This window comes from Actinomycetota bacterium, from assembly GCA_013152275.1.
Lineage (GTDB): Bacteria > Actinomycetota > Acidimicrobiia > Spongiisociales > UBA4744 > BMS3Bbin01.
Genome location: JAADGS010000021.1, coordinates 6,161 through 21,087, shown reverse-complemented (window position 1 = coordinate 21,087; position 14,927 = coordinate 6,161). Strand labels below are relative to the sequence as shown.

17 protein-coding genes (1 of these 17 cut by a window edge) are annotated in these 14,927 nt (G+C 64.9%); 10 read left to right on the top strand and 7 right to left on the bottom strand.

Features of this window, described 5'->3' with window-relative positions; translation table 11 throughout:
* The first annotated feature begins 15 nt into the window (after nt 1-15).
* The 6 genes from plsX to GXP34_02170 are packed head-to-tail and all read left to right on the top strand — an operon-like array spanning nt 16 to nt 6,754.
* A complete protein-coding gene (plsX, locus tag GXP34_02195) occupies nt 16-924 on the top strand; it encodes a phosphate acyltransferase PlsX (protein NOY54776.1) in 909 nt (302 codons plus the stop codon).
* On the top strand, nt 921-1,595 hold the full coding sequence (rnc, locus tag GXP34_02190) for a ribonuclease III (protein ID NOY54775.1): 675 nt from the start codon (nt 921-923) through the stop codon (nt 1,593-1,595). Before plsX ends, rnc begins: the two co-directional genes overlap by 4 nt.
* Before the next feature lie 19 nt (nt 1,596-1,614).
* Nucleotides 1,615-1,884: an acylphosphatase gene (locus GXP34_02185; protein ID NOY54774.1), complete on the top strand. Its 270-nt coding sequence runs from the start codon at nt 1,615-1,617 to the stop codon at nt 1,882-1,884.
* A 60-nt stretch (nt 1,885-1,944) separates the two neighbouring features.
* Nucleotides 1,945-5,376, top strand: coding sequence for a chromosome segregation protein SMC (gene smc, locus GXP34_02180; protein ID NOY54773.1), 3,432 nt, complete (start codon nt 1,945-1,947; stop codon nt 5,374-5,376).
* Entirely contained in the window at nt 5,373-6,365 is a 993-nt protein-coding gene (gene ftsY, locus GXP34_02175; protein ID NOY54772.1) for a signal recognition particle-docking protein FtsY, read from the top strand. The genes smc and ftsY overlap by 4 nt, the downstream gene beginning before the upstream one ends.
* Nucleotides 6,362-6,754 (top strand): cytidine deaminase, encoded by a 393-nt coding sequence (locus tag GXP34_02170; GenBank protein ID NOY54771.1) that lies wholly within the window; start codon nt 6,362-6,364, stop codon nt 6,752-6,754. The genes ftsY and GXP34_02170 overlap by 4 nt, the downstream gene beginning before the upstream one ends.
* Before the next feature lie 35 nt (nt 6,755-6,789).
* Here the strand turns inward: GXP34_02170 and GXP34_02165 are convergent, their stop codons facing one another.
* From GXP34_02165 to upp, 6 genes are all read right to left on the bottom strand, one after another.
* On the bottom strand, nt 6,790-7,749 hold the full coding sequence (locus GXP34_02165; protein NOY54770.1) for an electron transfer flavoprotein subunit alpha/FixB family protein: 960 nt from the start codon (nt 7,747-7,749) through the stop codon (nt 6,790-6,792).
* Nucleotides 7,749-8,507 (bottom strand): electron transfer flavoprotein subunit beta/FixA family protein, encoded by a 759-nt coding sequence (locus tag GXP34_02160; protein ID NOY54769.1) that lies wholly within the window; start codon nt 8,505-8,507, stop codon nt 7,749-7,751. The genes GXP34_02165 and GXP34_02160 overlap by 1 nt, the downstream gene beginning before the upstream one ends.
* Before the next feature lie 63 nt (nt 8,508-8,570).
* Entirely contained in the window at nt 8,571-9,386 is an 816-nt protein-coding gene (locus GXP34_02155; protein NOY54768.1) for a purine-nucleoside phosphorylase, read from the bottom strand.
* Complete coding sequence (locus GXP34_02150) at nt 9,386-10,690, bottom strand: thymidine phosphorylase (protein NOY54767.1); 1,305 nt, start codon at nt 10,688-10,690, stop codon at nt 9,386-9,388. Before GXP34_02150 ends, GXP34_02155 begins: the two co-directional genes overlap by 1 nt.
* On the bottom strand, nt 10,687-10,977 hold the full coding sequence (locus GXP34_02145; GenBank protein NOY54766.1) for an MGMT family protein: 291 nt from the start codon (nt 10,975-10,977) through the stop codon (nt 10,687-10,689). Before GXP34_02145 ends, GXP34_02150 begins: the two co-directional genes overlap by 4 nt.
* Nucleotides 10,977-11,597, bottom strand: coding sequence for a uracil phosphoribosyltransferase (upp, locus tag GXP34_02140; GenBank protein ID NOY54765.1), 621 nt, complete (start codon nt 11,595-11,597; stop codon nt 10,977-10,979). Before upp ends, GXP34_02145 begins: the two co-directional genes overlap by 1 nt.
* A 202-nt stretch (nt 11,598-11,799) precedes the next feature.
* On the opposite strand from upp, the gene ffh reads away from it, so the two are divergent.
* The 4 genes from ffh to rimM are packed head-to-tail and all read left to right on the top strand — an operon-like array spanning nt 11,800 to nt 14,162.
* Nucleotides 11,800-13,116, top strand: coding sequence for a signal recognition particle protein (gene ffh / locus GXP34_02135; GenBank protein ID NOY54764.1), 1,317 nt, complete (start codon nt 11,800-11,802; stop codon nt 13,114-13,116).
* A gap of 4 nt (nt 13,117-13,120) precedes the next feature.
* Nucleotides 13,121-13,414, top strand: a complete 294-nt coding sequence (gene rpsP, locus GXP34_02130) for a 30S ribosomal protein S16 (GenBank protein NOY54763.1) — start codon at nt 13,121-13,123, stop codon at nt 13,412-13,414.
* 11 nt (nt 13,415-13,425) lie between these two features.
* The gene (locus GXP34_02125; protein NOY54762.1) at nt 13,426-13,662 is read left to right on the top strand and encodes a KH domain-containing protein; all 237 of its coding nucleotides are present in this window, start codon (nt 13,426-13,428) and stop codon (nt 13,660-13,662) included.
* Entirely contained in the window at nt 13,659-14,162 is a 504-nt protein-coding gene (gene rimM, locus GXP34_02120) for a ribosome maturation factor RimM (protein NOY54761.1), read from the top strand. The genes GXP34_02125 and rimM overlap by 4 nt, the downstream gene beginning before the upstream one ends.
* Here rimM and GXP34_02115 read toward each other — a convergent pair.
* Nucleotides 14,143-14,927, bottom strand: the 3' portion of a protein-coding gene (locus GXP34_02115; protein ID NOY54760.1) for a hypothetical protein. The gene runs 76 nt beyond the window's last position; the window shows 785 of its 861 coding nt (coding positions 77-861); the start codon falls outside the window, past its right edge — the gene reads right to left on this strand; it ends in the stop codon at nt 14,143-14,145. The two genes, rimM and GXP34_02115, sit on opposite strands and share 20 nt — an antisense overlap.

Sequence of the window (14,927 nt, the reverse complement as noted above, 5' to 3'; positions counted from 1 at the left end):
TTAGCCCTCGACGCGATGGGGGGCGACCATGCACCCCGAGAGACGATCGCCGGAGCCGTGGAGGCCGTCCGCAGGGGGATCGACGTCGTCCTCGTCGGCGATCGAAGACGGCTCGAACCGCTCTGTGAAGATGTCGATGTGGATCTGCCCATCGTTCATGCCGGCGATGCCGTCGAGATGGGTGAAGATCCGGTCCGTTCGATTCGAGAGAAACCCGACGCATCGATCAGCGTGGCTGCGCGACTCGTCCGTTCGGGTGAGGCCGACGGTCTCGTGTCGGCCGGATCGACGGGGGCGGCACTTGCTGCAGCGACGATCATCATCGGGAGGATTCCCGGTGTGCTCCGGCCGGCGATCGCCACCGTCATCCCGACCGACCCTCCCACCGTCCTCGTCGACGCCGGGGCAAACCCGATGGTGGGCCCCAGACATCTCGTGCAGTTCGCGATCATGGGCTCGGTCGTCTCCGAATTCTCGCTTGGAGTGGCGGACCCGTCGGTCGGCCTCCTCTCGATCGGCCAGGAAAAGGGCAAGGGGAGAGATCTGGAGAGGCAGGCGGCCGTATTGTTGGAGGACGCGCTGCCACGATTCGTTGGAAACGTCGAAGGGCGTGATATCACCGCGGCGACCGTGGATGTCGTGGTGACGGACGGGTTCACCGGTAATACCGTTCTCAAGGCCATCGAAGGGACCGTCGCCTGGGTGGCCTCGTTGGCGGCGGACGCCGGGGAACCGCTCCCGGCGACGGTCTTGGCCGGGCTCGACTATGAGACCACGGGTGGCGCTCATCTCGTCGGTACCCGAGGCGTCGCGGTCATCGCCCACGGATCATCGTCGCGAGTTGCGATCCGCAGCGCGCTCGAATGGGCATCTCACGAGGCCTCGGGAGGCATGGTGGAAGAGATAGGACGGCGGTTTGCATGACCGGCATCGAAGCGAGGCTCGGATATCACTTCCGAAACCCGGCTCTGCTCGAGATGGCGCTCACCCATCGGTCCTTCACCGCGGAGCACGACCACGTCGAACACAATGAGAGGATGGAGTTCCTGGGTGATGCGGTCCTCGGTCTCGTCATCACCGACGTCCTCTTCGGGCGCTTCCACGATATGCGAGAAGGCCAGATGGCGAAGCTGCGAGCCTCGCTCGTCAGCAGGCCGGCGCTCGCATCGGTGGCGCGCACCATCGGACTCGGAAGCGGTCTCCGCATCGGACACGGCGAAGAGGTCTCCGACGGTCGCGACAAAGACTCGATTCTCGCCGACGCATTGGAGGCCGTCTTGGCGGCGGTGTACCTGGATGGGGGGCTCGAAGAAGTGCGTCGCGTGATCATCGAGCATTGGGAGGCGCAGGTGGCGGCGCTTTCGGTGACTCCGGGCTCCATGGACTACAAGACCCGGTTGCAGGAAGTGCTTGCCAAGGTGCAACTCGAACCCGTGTACCGGGTGCACGGTGACGGGCCCGATCACGATCGGACATTCAGGGCGACGGTGGAGATCGACGGGGTGATCCGCGGCGAGGGAGAAGGTCACTCGAAGAAAGAGGCCCAACAGGCGGCTGCCAGGGTGGCTCTGGAGGGTCTGGCGGATTCACCGTAGCGTGTCCGACGTGTCGCACGTGATCCGAGTCAGGGCAGTGGTGCGTGGCCGCGTGCAAGGGGTCGGGTTTCGTTACGCGACGCTGGCACGAGCCAGGATGCTCGGCGCCGTCGGGTGGGTCCGCAACCTGCCGTTCGGGGAGGTCGAAGTCGAGGTCCAGGGTTCACCCGAAGTCGTCGAGAACCTCATCGAGTGGCTACATGTGGGGCCTCGATCGGCCGTCGTCACCGATGTCCGGGTGACTCCGGCAACCGTCGACCCCGATGCCGACACGTTCATGATTCGATGAACGGCCGCCGTGCTGTGATAGCCTCATTCCGCCAAATCACAAGGGTGTCATTCAGTGTATGTGAAGTCTCTGCGGCTGGTCGGCTTCAAATCGTTCGCCGATCGGACTCGGCTCGAGTTCGAGCCCGGAGTGACGGTCGTCGTCGGACCCAACGGTTCCGGCAAGTCCAATCTCGTCGACGCCATCGCCTGGGTCATGGGAACACAGTCGACACGCTCGTTGCGAACCCAGCGGATGGAAGACGTCATCTTTGCGGGGACGGCGACCCGGCCTGCGTTCGGCCGGGCGGAGGTGACACTGGTGCTCGACAACGGCACACGTACGATGCCGCTCGATCTCGACGAGATCTCGATCACCCGGCGGTTGTATCGTGACGGCTCCAGCGACTACCAGATCAACAACGTCGACTGTCGGCTCCTCGACATTCAGGAGCTGCTGTCCGACGGAGGGGTTGGACGGCACCAGCATCTCATTGTCGGTCAGGGGCGGATCGACGATCTTCTGAACGCAAAACCGGAGGATCACAGGGCGGTGATCGAAGAGGCCGCCGGGATCCTCAAGCACCGACTTCGCAAGGAACGGTCGGTGCGTCGTCTGGAACGCACCGACGCGGACGTGCTCCGGCTCCAAGACATCCTTCGCGAGCTCAAGCGGCAGATCCGACCGCTGGAGCGGCAGGCAAAGTCCGCAGACCGCCAGGCCGAACTTCGGCGCGAGTTACGTGAGTTGCGCCTCTACGTCGGCGGAGAAGCGATGCGCGCCATCCGCGATCGGCTCGCCGAGGCCGAAGGCGCCGAGGCTCGGTGGAGCGCCAACCTCGAGGCGGTGCAACTCGAGAGGGTCGAACTCGAATCACGGCTTCCGGATCTCGGTAGTCGGGCCGGAGCGGCCGGCCGTGCGCTGGATGCGGATACGGCGGCGGCGGCTCGGTTGGAGACGACCGTCGAGCGTTTGCGGCGCATCGCCCAGGTCGCCCACGAACGGCGCAGATCTGCCCAGGCCCGTCTCGAGGGCGTGGGGGAGCGGCGCAGAGATCTCGAGATCGAAGCTGCAGAGCTGGGTGTGGATCTTGCCGGTAGCGGAGCGACCGAGAACGCCGCGCGCAGGGATGTCGAGCGCGCCGAACAGGTGTTTCGCGAGCTGGAAGACGAGGCGCGCTCCCTGGCCGAACAGGACGCTCTCCCCGTCGAAGGAGCACTCGCCGTAGTACGCGGAGAACTCCGCTCACTGGAAGCTGCCGTCGATCGTGATGAGCGCGAGGCACACGATCTCCGGCGCAGGCTCGATGTCCTGGCCGCGAAGGTAGCGGAAGAATCCGCCGAGATCGATGAACTGCAGGATGCGATTCGTGGTGTCGATCGGGCAACGGCCCCTGCGCAGGAGGCGTACGAACGTAGCCGGCGCGAGCGAGAACGTCTCCAACAGGCATGGGAGCGAGCGGAGGAACATGCCCGACGCGCACGACTGACGCTTGCAGGCGCAGAGGCCCGCAGCGAGGCGATGGCAGAAGCCATGACCACAGATTCGGCGGCGCGTGAACGAGCCCTCGCCAAGACGGGGGTGAGCGGCTCTCTGACGGCGCTCCTGGCAGTGCCTCCGGAGTGGGCCGCGGCCGTCGATGCCGCGCTCGGTCCGTGGGCGGGAGGCGTCGTCGCGCGATCGCGCAGAGACATCCAGGAAGCCGCCGCCGAACTCAAGGCGAACGGACTCGGCGGAGTCCCTCTCGTTACCGCCGCCACTCCTGCTCCGGCATCCCCGGCCCGGGACGTCGCAGCCAGATGGGGCATCGAGACGCTGGTCGATCTCCTGGGTCCCGGCGCCGACCTGGACCTCGCCGCTCAACTCCTCGGGGATGTCGTGGTGGCCGAAGGGTGGGCGACGGCCTGGCGGATCGTGGCCGATCATCCGGACGTGCGCGCCGTCACCCCGGAGGGGGACCTGATCGACGCCAACGGCATGTGGATCGCCCGGACCGACGGGGCTACTCCCGCAATGCTCGAGACGGCCCTGGTTGCACTCGAGGATGCCGAGATCGGCGCGGCTCGGGCCGAGAGCCTCCTGACCTCGGCGAAGCGGGCGTTCGACGGTGCCCGGCGGGTCGAGCGTGAGGCACTCGAGGCGCTCGAGGCACTCGAGGCCAAGCTTGGAGGGATGACCGAGGCGCTGCGTCTGAGAGACCGGGCTCGAACGGCTGCCGAAGAAGAAATCGAGAGGCTGGAGGAGCGGCGGTCTTCGGTTGTCGAGGGCGCAGGTGACCGAGAGGCCCGCATCGAGCGGCTGCGAGCCCGATTGGCGGATCTGGAAGGTGAGGAAGCCGAGCGCCAGCGGGCTTGGGAGCAGATGGCGCAACGGAGACGGGAGGTCGAACTCCGCCGCGAGCAGGCCAATCACGCTCGCCAGGAGGCTGCCGCCGCTCTCGGGGCGATCATGGAGCGCAGGAGGATGCTGGAGGACCGCCTGAGAGTCGTGAGAGGCGAGCTCCAGTCCGCGGTCGTTCGACCGGTCGACCCCGCTCGCGTGATGCGGCTGCAGGTCGTCGAGGGTCAGTCGGTGAAGGCCCTGGAAGTGGTCAGAGCACATCTCGCAGCGCTTCGAGAACGTCAGAGAGCGTTGCGGCGAGAAGCCGGAGATGCCGGAGCTCGCCTCGCGACGGCTCGAACGCGACTCGAGGAGCTTCGGAATGCAGGCGAGATCGCCCGTCAGGAGATCTCCGCCGCAGCCGTGGAGATCGCCGAACTTCGGGTGCGTGAAGAATCCGTGGCCGAAGGTCTGCGTAGGGACGCGGACGCCTCGGTCGAAGAGGCGCTCGGGGCGCCTCGACCGGATGTCGACGAGGATCTCGAGTCGCTCCTCGCGAGCCATGAGGCAGAACTCAGGCGGCTCGGTCCGGTGAATCCGCTTGCTGCACAGGAGTATCGAGACCTCCAGGAACGATATGATTTCCTTGCCGCCCAGCTCGACGACCTCGCCTCGTCTCGAGCGGAGCTGCGCAAGGTGATCTCGGCGCTCGACGAGCGAATCGTCGAAGAATTCACCGCCGCTTTCGAGGAGGTCGCCCATTACTACCAGGAGTACTTCGGAGTGCTGTTCCCCGGCGGCAAGGGAAGGCTCCGGCTCGTGAACGGGTCGGATCCGCTCACCTCGGGTGTGGAGGTCGAGGCAATGCCGCTCGGCAAGAAGGTGAGCAGGTTGAGTCTGCTGTCCGGAGGTGAACGGTCGCTTGCCGCACTGGCGTTCCTCTTCTCCGTGTTTCGAGCCAGGCCGGGACCGTTCTATATCCTCGACGAAGTCGAGGCAGCGCTCGACGACGCAAACCTGCGGAGGTTCCTGCGACTGGTCGACCGGTTCCGCTCACGCGCCCAGCTGTTGATCGTCACCCACCAGCAGCAGACCATGGAAGTTGCCGACATACTGTACGGTGTCACTCTCGAACGTGGCGGGTCGTCCCAAGTGCTGTCCCGCCGAATCCGTGAACGGTCACAGTTGGCATGACATCGACACAATTGATTCTCCTTGGCGCAGCGGTACTCGTTGTCGCCGTCCTCCTGTTCATCGTGGTTCGCCGCGGACGAGACGGCGAGGACATCGCTCTTCAGCCGATCCTTGCCGATCGTCTCGAGAAAACCCGAACGGCCCTCGGAGGAAGACTGCACCGGATCTTCGGATCCGGCCGCCTCGACGACCGCTTCTGGGACGAGCTGGAGGAGGCACTGATCGCTGCGGACGTCGGCGTGCTCGCGACCGGCGAGATCATCGCACGTGTTCGAGAGCAACATCCGAGCGGCCCGCAGGAGGCGAAAGGCGTACTGTGCGCAGAGCTCATCTCCGAGTTCGGCGATCGCCCCCGCGATCTTCACCTGTCGGGTGCTCCGTCGGTGGTGATCGTCGTCGGGGTGAACGGAACGGGCAAGACCACGAGCATCGCGAAGCTCGCAGCGTATCTCGTCGCAGAGGGGAGATCCCCACTCCTGGGCGCCGCGGATACGTTTCGCGCCGCGGCGAGTGTCCAGTTGCGCACGTGGGCGGAGCGCGTCGGCGTCGAAATCGTCTCCAGCCAGGAAGGAGCAGACCCCGCTGCGGTTGCCTTCGACGCATATGAGGCTGCCAGAGCCCGGGGTCACGATGTCCTCATCGTGGACACGGCCGGCAGGCTCCACTCCAAGCACAACCTGATGCAGGAACTGGGCAAGATCGTCCGGGTGCTTGGCCGGGCTGCGGGTGAGGTGGACGAGGTGCTCCTCGCCATCGACGCGACCAGCGGGCAGAACGCCCTGGTACAGGCGCGGACGTTCACCGAGGTGGTAGGGGTGACCGGAGTCGTGTTGACGAAGCTCGACGGGACCGCACGCGGCGGCGTCGCCGTCGCCATCGAGCGAGAGCTGGATCTGCCGGTCAAGTTCATCGGGGTCGGCGAGGGGGTCCATGACCTGATCCCGTTCGTTCCCGCAGAGTTCGTCGATGCGATGTTGGAGGATATATGAGTCCCGAAGAGCTGCTTGCCGAGGCGCGTACAGTCGCCGAGAACGCCTACGCCCCCTATTCGGGGTTCCGTGTGGGTGCCGTCATCGTGGCCGATGACGGGTCGGTCCACCGGGGTGTCAATTGGGAGAATGCCGCGTACCCGTCGGGAACCTGTGCCGAGGCGAGCGCCATCTCGTCGGCCGTCACCGCCGGCAAGACGACGATGAAGACCGTCGCTGTCGCGTGTATCGATGCCGGCACGGAGGCAGAGACATTTCCGTGTGGGCAGTGCCGCCAGCGACTCTATGAGTTCGGTGTCGAGCGTGTTGTCGTGTCCGGTCCCGACGGAGCCGCAGAGACGTACCCGCTCGACGAACTCCTCCCGCACGGGTTCCGTCTCGAACATTGAGAAGCGGCCCGGAACGTCTCCGGGCCGCTCCGGTTTCAGTGTTCGCGGGCCTCGAGCGCCTCGATCAGCCTCGGCAGGACCTTGTGGACGTCCCCGATCACACCAAGGTCCGACAGTGAGAAGATCGGTGCCTCTTCGTCCTTGTTGATGGCGATGATGACCTTGGAATCCTTCATCCCCACGACGTGCTGCATCGCCCCCGAGATGCCACAGGCGATGTAGACGTCGGGCTTGACGGTCTTGCCGGTCTGTCCGACCTGCAAAGAGTAGGGGACCCACCCGGCGTCGACGACCGCGCGCGTGGCACCCATGGCTCCGCCGAGAAGATCTGCAAGTCGCCTGGTCAGGTCGAGGTGCTCGGCCGAGCCGAGCCCGCGACCGGCGGATACGACGATCGACGCCTCTTCCAACTGTGGGCCCTCGCGCTCTTCCACGTGGACGTCGGTGATGACGGCGGTGCCGGCCGCGCCGACATCGGGAAGGGCAACCTGGACGACGTTCGGCGTCGATGGTCCTGTGGGCTCCGGTGGGAACGATTTCGGTCGGACGACCACCAGATGCGGCTTCTCGGCCAGAAACGCGGTCTCGATGATCTCGGTGCCACCGAAGATCTCGTTGACGGCCGTGAGCGTGTCACCGTCGACGTGGACGTCGATGACGTTGGAGATGACCGGACGTCCCATTCGGGCGCTGAGGCGTCCCGCGACGTCCCGGTCCGTCGGGGTCAGGCCGAACATGATCAGATCCGGTCGTTCGGTGTCGGCGAGGTCCGCCATTGCCGCCGCGGCGGCGGCGGTCGGCAGATGATTGTCCGGAGTCATGTGGTAGACGGTGTGCGCCCCATGGCTTCCGAGGAGATCGAAGATCTCCTCCGATCCGGCTCCCAGATAGACGGCGGCCGGCGAATCGGCGAGCGTGCGTGACTTGGAGAGCATCTCGAGCCCGATCTGGGCCGGGTTGCCCTGGGACTCTTCGACGAATACCCAGGCTTTCATCAGATCACCTTCGCTTCCTCGAGCATCTCGATGATCCGCAGATGTGCATCGCCCTCATCTTCGATGATCTCGCCGGCGGCGCGTTGCGGTGCAGGGCGGACTTCGAGGATCTCCTGGGTTGCCATCGGTGTCACCCCGAGATCGGAGACGCCGATCTGTTCGATCGGCTTCTTCTTGGCGGCCATGATCCCCTTGAACGTGGGATAGCGGGGTTCGACGACGCCGGAGGTCACGGTGACCAGTACCGGTATGGGTGCTTCCACGACGTCGTATCCATATTCGGTCTGACGCTGGATGCGGATCGTGTCGCCGTCCTGCTCGAGATGCTTCGCAAAGGTCAGCGACGGTACTCCGAGTAACTCTGCGAGCTGCTGGGGGAGCACGCCGGTGGAACCATCGGTGGACTCCGTACCGGCGATCACCAGATCGAACGCTTCGTCGCGGATCGCTGCCGCCAGGACCTGGGCCGTCACCCACGAGTCGGCTCCTCGCAGCGAGTCGTCTTCGATCACGATGGCCTTGTCGGCACCCATCGCCAGCGCCTGGCGGATGCCCTGGAGATTCCCTGCGGGCCCCATCGAAACGAGGGTCACCGAGCCTTCGGACCGTTCGGCGACCTGCAGACCCATCTCGACCCCGTAGCGATCGGTGTCATCGAGGATCTGGTCGGTCGGCCGTTCCAGAAAGTGTGTCTCGGGATCCAGGTGATAGGGAGCCGCGGGGTCTGGAATCTGTTTGGTGCAGACCACCACTTTCATGGGTGGGCACTCCTCTCTGATTGGCGTTCGCGAATGTTAGCAATCGGTGTGGGTGCTTCGCCCTCACAGAAGCGGGAGCAGGTTGTCGAGCAGGCCGGTAAAGCGGGTGCGGGCTTTGGTGGCCGTCTCCTGAACCTCCTCATGGGAGAGCGGCGTATCCGAGATGCCGGCCGCCAGATTGGTCACCAGGGAGATTGCGAGTACCGCCGCCCCCATGTGGCGCGCCGCGATCGCCTCCGGAACGGTCGACATCCCGACGAGGTCGCCTCCGAGGCGCGCGACCATCCGGATCTCGGCCGGTGTCTCGTAGGAAGGGCCCGTCAACCAGGCGTAGACACCCTCTCCCAGACGGACTCCGGCATCTCGAGCCGCTCGATGTGCGATTTCGCGCAGGGCGGGCGAATACAGGTTCGTCAGGTCGGGAAAACGGGGGCCCAGGCGAGTGTCGTTGGGGCCGATGAGGGGGTTGTGCCCGGTGAGATTCAGATGATCACGGATGAGCACGAGGTCGCCGGGTTCGAGGCCTTTTCTCACGCCTCCGGCGGCATTGGTCAGCACGATGGTCCTGCAACCGGCGGCGATCGCCACCCTGACACCGAACACGACTTCGCCCAGGGATCGGCCTTCGTAGAGGTGCGCCCTGCCGGAGAGGATCAGGACAGGGCCGTTCACGTCGGCCGAGTACAGGGTTCCGTGATGTCCCTCCACCGTGGGAAGGGGCCATCCGGGGATGTCCGCGTAGGGAATCGCAAGCGCTCCCGGGACTGTCGACGCGTATTCACCAAGTCCTGAACCGAGCACGACGGCGACCTCGTGCACACCGCGACCGGAACGCTCGGCGATCGTCGCGGCGGCTCCCATGATCGCTTCGTACTGCATCAACGCACCTCTTCGAGAACGTGGGGGAGCGGTTCCGGGGGTTCGTCGCCGATCTCCCATGCGTCTGCCAACAGTCTGGTCGCATCCTCCAGGCGGCCTTCATCGTTCCAGGCGACAGCCGCCAGTGGTTCACCGACAGCGACCACATCTCCCTCCTTGGCCAGGACGGTGACTCCGACCGCGGGATCGATCACATCCTCCTTCCGTTCCCTCCCTGCGCCCAGGTGCATCGCGCCAACGCCGATCTTGAACGCGTCGCACCGGGTGACGACACCGCCACGGGTGGCGGGCAGATACGTCCGGTGGGCCGGCTGGGGCAGGATGTCGGGGTTCTCGACGACTCTCGGATCACCGCCCTGGGCCTCGATCACCTCGGCGAACTTCGTCAGGGCACTTCCGCTCGAGATGGTGGCTTCCAGTGTGTTTCGAGCCTCGCGGCGATCCTTCGTGATCCCACCGAGGATCAGCATCTCCTCCCCGAGGCGAAGCGTGATTTCGGTCAGGTCCCGCGGGCCTTCACCTCTGAGCACGGCGAGAGATTCGACGATCTCGGAGGCGTTGCCGACCTCCCTGCCCAGAGGTTGCTCCATCGGAGTCAGCAGTGCGACGACCGGGACGTCGTGGGCCGCTCCGATGCCGACCATCGTGCGCGCCAGCAGTCGGGCCCGTTCCCTGTCGCGCATGAATGCGCCACGGCCGACCTTCACGTCGAGGACGAGACCATCCAGGTCTTCGGCAAGCTTCTTCGACATGATCGATGATGCGATCAGCGGGATCGACTCGACCGTTCCCGTGGCGTCTCTGAGGGCGTAGAGCTTGCGGTCTGCGGGCACGAGCGTCTCCGACTGGCCGGCCAGGACGAGGCCGTTGCGGGCGAGAAGAGCGGCGAAGGTATTCGGATCGAATTGCGTCGTGAATCCGGGGATCGTCTCGAGCTTGTCGAGGGTGCCACCTGTATGCCCGAGACCGCGGCCGCTCATCATCGGCACTCGGACACCGGCGGCGGCGACCATCGGCGCAAGAGGAATCGAGACCTTGTCTCCGACACCGCCGGTCGAGTGCTTGTCCACTTTCTTGCCGGGGATCACGGCAAGGTCGAGGACCTCGCCCGAGTGGAGCATCGCTTCGGTCCACGTGGCGAGTTCATCGGAGTTCAGGCCGTTGAAGAAGATCGCCATCGTCATGGCGGCCATCTGATAGTCGGTGACGGAGCCATCCGTGTAGTGGTCGATGAGCCAAGTGATCTCCGCCGGGGACAGTGCCGTACCATCTCGCTTGCGTCGGATGAGCTCGACCGTGTTCATGCGATTCTTCCGCGGTCCGCCGGGTGGGTCACGACACGTCCGTCTCGAACCGTGACTCCTTCCGCCTCGAGCTTGCGGGTCTGCTCGGCCTGGTGCCCGGGGGTGAGCCGACCGGTCGAAGTGACCACTCTCCACCACGGGAGACCTGTTGAGTTGCTCAGGATGTTGCCGACAGCGCGCGCAGCGCCGGGGTGGCCGACCTGGGCGGCGAGCTCCCCGTAGGTGACAACCTCACCTGGAGTGAGGCTCTGGAGCGCCTCGGCGACGTGGTCGGCGAAGCCGGACATCACAGCGTCCCGAAGAGACGGTCGCCCATGTCGCCGAGACCCGGCTGGATGAAGTAGCTGGAACTGAGGTCTCGATCCAGCGACGCCGCCACGATGTGCACGTCGGGATGATCGCGTTCCATGCGTTCCACACCGGCGGGAGCCGTGACGACACAGAGGGCCGTGATGTTTCTCGCACCGTGTTCCTTGACCTTGTCCACCGCCCACGACAGCGATCCGCCGGTCGCGAGCATGGGTTCCAGGATCAGGACGTTGGTGTTCGCGAGGTCCGGGAATTTCGTGTAGTACTCCAAGGGCTCTGCAGTCTCTTCGTCCCGCTGAACGCCCGCATAGCCCACCCTGACCGCCGGAAGGAGGTCGAGGACGGCATCGAGGAGTCCGAGCCCTGCTCGGAGGACGGCCACGGCGACGATGGCGCGATCCAGCCGGTGCCCGATCGTCTCCTCGAGCGGCGTCTCGACGGGGATCTCGCGGAGTGGGATGTCGGTGGTGGCCTCGATCAGGAGCGTGTAGGCGAGGCGTCGGGTGGTCTCCCGGAAGCGCTCGGTGGACGTGCTGCGATCGCGTAGGACGGTGAGGTAGTGCAGTGTGAGGGGGTGTTGGACGATCGTGAGGCTCACAGAGGTTCCTTCCGGATGACTGCTCGTAGGCTACTCGCGCCCGGGAGCGGTGCTCATCGACCCGAAGCGGGGCTGGAAGATCCTGCTCGCCCGTGGTGGCCGCAGCTCCGTTCGGTGCCGCGCTCGGGGTGTTTCTCCTTGGCCTCACGGTTCGGTGCACGTTCGACTCCTGCTGTTTGACCGGCCCCGGTAGAATCCGCTCGTGTTCGAATCCCTTTCCAACCGCCTGAACGACGTCTTCTCCCGGCTACGCGGAAAAGGTCGGCTCGGTCCGGCAGACGTCGATGCGACCCTGCGTGAGATTCGCCTCGCGTTGCTCGAGGCAGATGTCAACGTCACGGTGGTCAAAGCACTACTCGCGCGGGTACGCGTCCGGGCGGTCGGTGCGGAGACCAGCAAGAGCCTCACCCCCGGCCAGCACGTCATCAAGATCGTCCATGAGGAACTGATCACGACGCTCGGCGGCGCGGCGGTACCCTTGCGGAAGGCCGATAGGCCACCCCTGACGATTCTCATGGTCGGCCTCCAGGGATCCGGAAAAACAACCTCCGCGGCGAAATTGGCACGCCTCCTCAAGCAGCAAGGCCGACGACCGCTGCTCGTGGCAGCCGACCTTCAGCGGCCGGCGGCCATCGAGCAGCTCATCACGCTGGGCGAGCGCATCGGCGTGCCCGTTTCCACGAATCGCAAAGCCAAGCCACCCAAAGTGGTCAAGGCGGCACTGAAACGGGCAACCAGTGATGGCGCCGACGTTGTGATCGTCGATACGGCAGGCCGTCTCCAGATCGACCGGGAACTCATGAGCGAGCTCGAAGACATCGAGAGGGTGGCGGACCCCGACGAAGTCCTGCTCGTGGTCGACGCGATGACCGGACAGGATGCGGTAAACGTCGCAAAGGGATTCCTCGACCGGGTGGGGCTGACCGGGATCGTTCTGTCGAAGCTCGACGGCGATGCGAGGGGTGGAGCGGCGATCTCCGTGCGTGAAGTCACCGGGTGTCCGATCAAGTTTGCCGGCGTCGGTGAGAAACTCGGAGACTTCGAGCCATTCCATCCGGACAGGATGGCATCACGAATCCTCGGTATGGGAGATGTGCTGACACTCATCGAGAAAGCCGAGGACGCATGGGACGTATCCGAGGCCGAAGCGATGGTGGACAAGCTGCGCACCGCTTCGTTCACCTTCGAAGACTTCCTTCAACAGTTCCAACAGATCCGTCAGATAGGTCCGCTCGACCAACTGCTTGCTATGCTGCCGGGCGCCGGTTCGATGTTCCGCAATGTTCAGGTGTCGGATGACGACCTGGGCAGGGTCGAGGCGATCATTCGTTCCATGACTCCGGAAGAGCGACGGAGCCCCAAGCTGATCGACGGGAGCCGCAAGCGGCGGATAGCCGCCGGTTCAGGATCGTCGGCGCAGGCGGTCAACGGACTGTTGAAGCAATTCAACGAAGCACAGAAGATGATGAAGATGATGGCGCAGGGGAAGTCGATCCCCGGCCTGAGGAAGATGAGGTGACGACATGGCGGTGAAGCTCCGCCTGATGCGGATGGGGAAGAAGAAGCAGCCGACCTACCGGGTCGTCGCTGCCGATGTTCGGTCGCCTCGCGACGGGCGCTTCCTCGAGATCATCGGTCGATATGATCCTCGTCAGGACCCGTCCCTGATCGAGATCGACAATGAGAAGGCACTGGCCTGGCTCCGGAACGGGGCGCAGCCGACCGACACGGTACGGCGACTCCTCGAAAAATCGGGCGCATGGTCGATGTTCAAGGTGGCAAAGGGCGAGATTCACACGGTTGGAGATGAGGAATGAGTAGAGGTTCTATCGTCGAACGCGTTGTCGGGTACGTCGTCACGCAGATTGTCGACCATCCCGACGAGGTCGATCTGACACTCGTCGAGGAAGGTCCTGAGGATGTCGTGGTCGAGGTCCGCACCGTGAAATCGGACATGGGTCGTGTGATTGGACGCCGTGGCCGCGTCGCTCGAGCCGTCCGGACCCTCGCCCGGGCCGCCGGTGACGAGGAAGGTCTCCACGCAGGAGTCGAGTTCATCGATTGAACGTTCGCGTCGGACGGATTCTGAAGGCTCATGGGATCAGGGGCGAGGTCGTCGTCGTGTCCGAGTCGGACAGTCCGGGGCGGTTCGTCCGACGTGCCATGTTCTCTACGGAGTCCGATACCACACTGACCGTGCGCAGTGTTCGGGTTCACAAAGACGGGATGATCGTTGCGTTCGAGGGGGTCACCGACCGCAGCGCCGCCGAAGAACTGCGTGGCACGATACTCTTCATCGCCGCCGACGAACGACGCGAGCTCGAGGACGGGGAGTTCTGGCCGGAGGATCTCGAGGGACTCGAGGTCCGAGATCCGCAGGGCCGTCCTCTCGGGACGATCGAAGGCGTGATTGTCGGAGACGCGCAGGACCGGCTTCTGATTCGTAGCGGTGAGCGGACCGTCGAGGTCCCGTTTGTCGCCGAACTCGTCCCGGAGGTTCGGCAGGAATCGGGATTCGTCACCGTGGTTCCGATCGACGGCCTGTTCAGTTCAGAACCAGATTGATCGCCACATCCTGGTCGGCGCCGTCCCCGACGGTGAGTTGCAGCTCGCCTTGGGGACCCGTCTCGAACGTCACCGTGAACTCTCCCCAGGCGCTCAGGTAGTCGGTTGCGGTAGTGACACGTTCCTCTGCGACGACCCGTGCCTTGGTGAGGCGCACAACCACGTTGGCTTCGAATGTTCGGGAGTAACCGGTGACGATGAGTGGATAGTCGGCATTGCCCTCCCTGGGCGTGAGCACGACGACCAGATCGCTGCGCGGCGCAACGGGCGGGAGAGGGGGACCGCCCGGATCCAGCTCCACGATGATCCGTGCCGGCGATTCGGTCACCACGGTGCGGGCCATGGCCGCAGCACCGAGATGTGCGTCGACGTACAGCGATCCGTCGGCCGATCGCACGACGTACGCCCGGTCGATGATCGGGAGTTCGAAGACACCGTCGGTGATGTTCGTGTCGGTGACGTCGGGAAGGAACACTCGTACGATGCCGAGGTCTCGTAGGAACACCACTCGTGTGCGACCGACCGAAGTGGCCGGTGCTCCCGCATCGGTCGCAAGGCTGATGATGAACCGCTCGCATCCTTGATCCTGGACGCCGTTCAAACCGGAGATGCGCGTGGCATCTCCGTCTTGAACGTCCAGGGAGAAGAACTCACCGTCTTCGGAGAACGTCTCCCCGCTTCCACACGACGACGCTCGCGTGGTCGATGTGGTCGACGGCGCCGACGAGGAGGTGGTGGCCGTTGTGGGCGTCGTGGGTGTCGTGG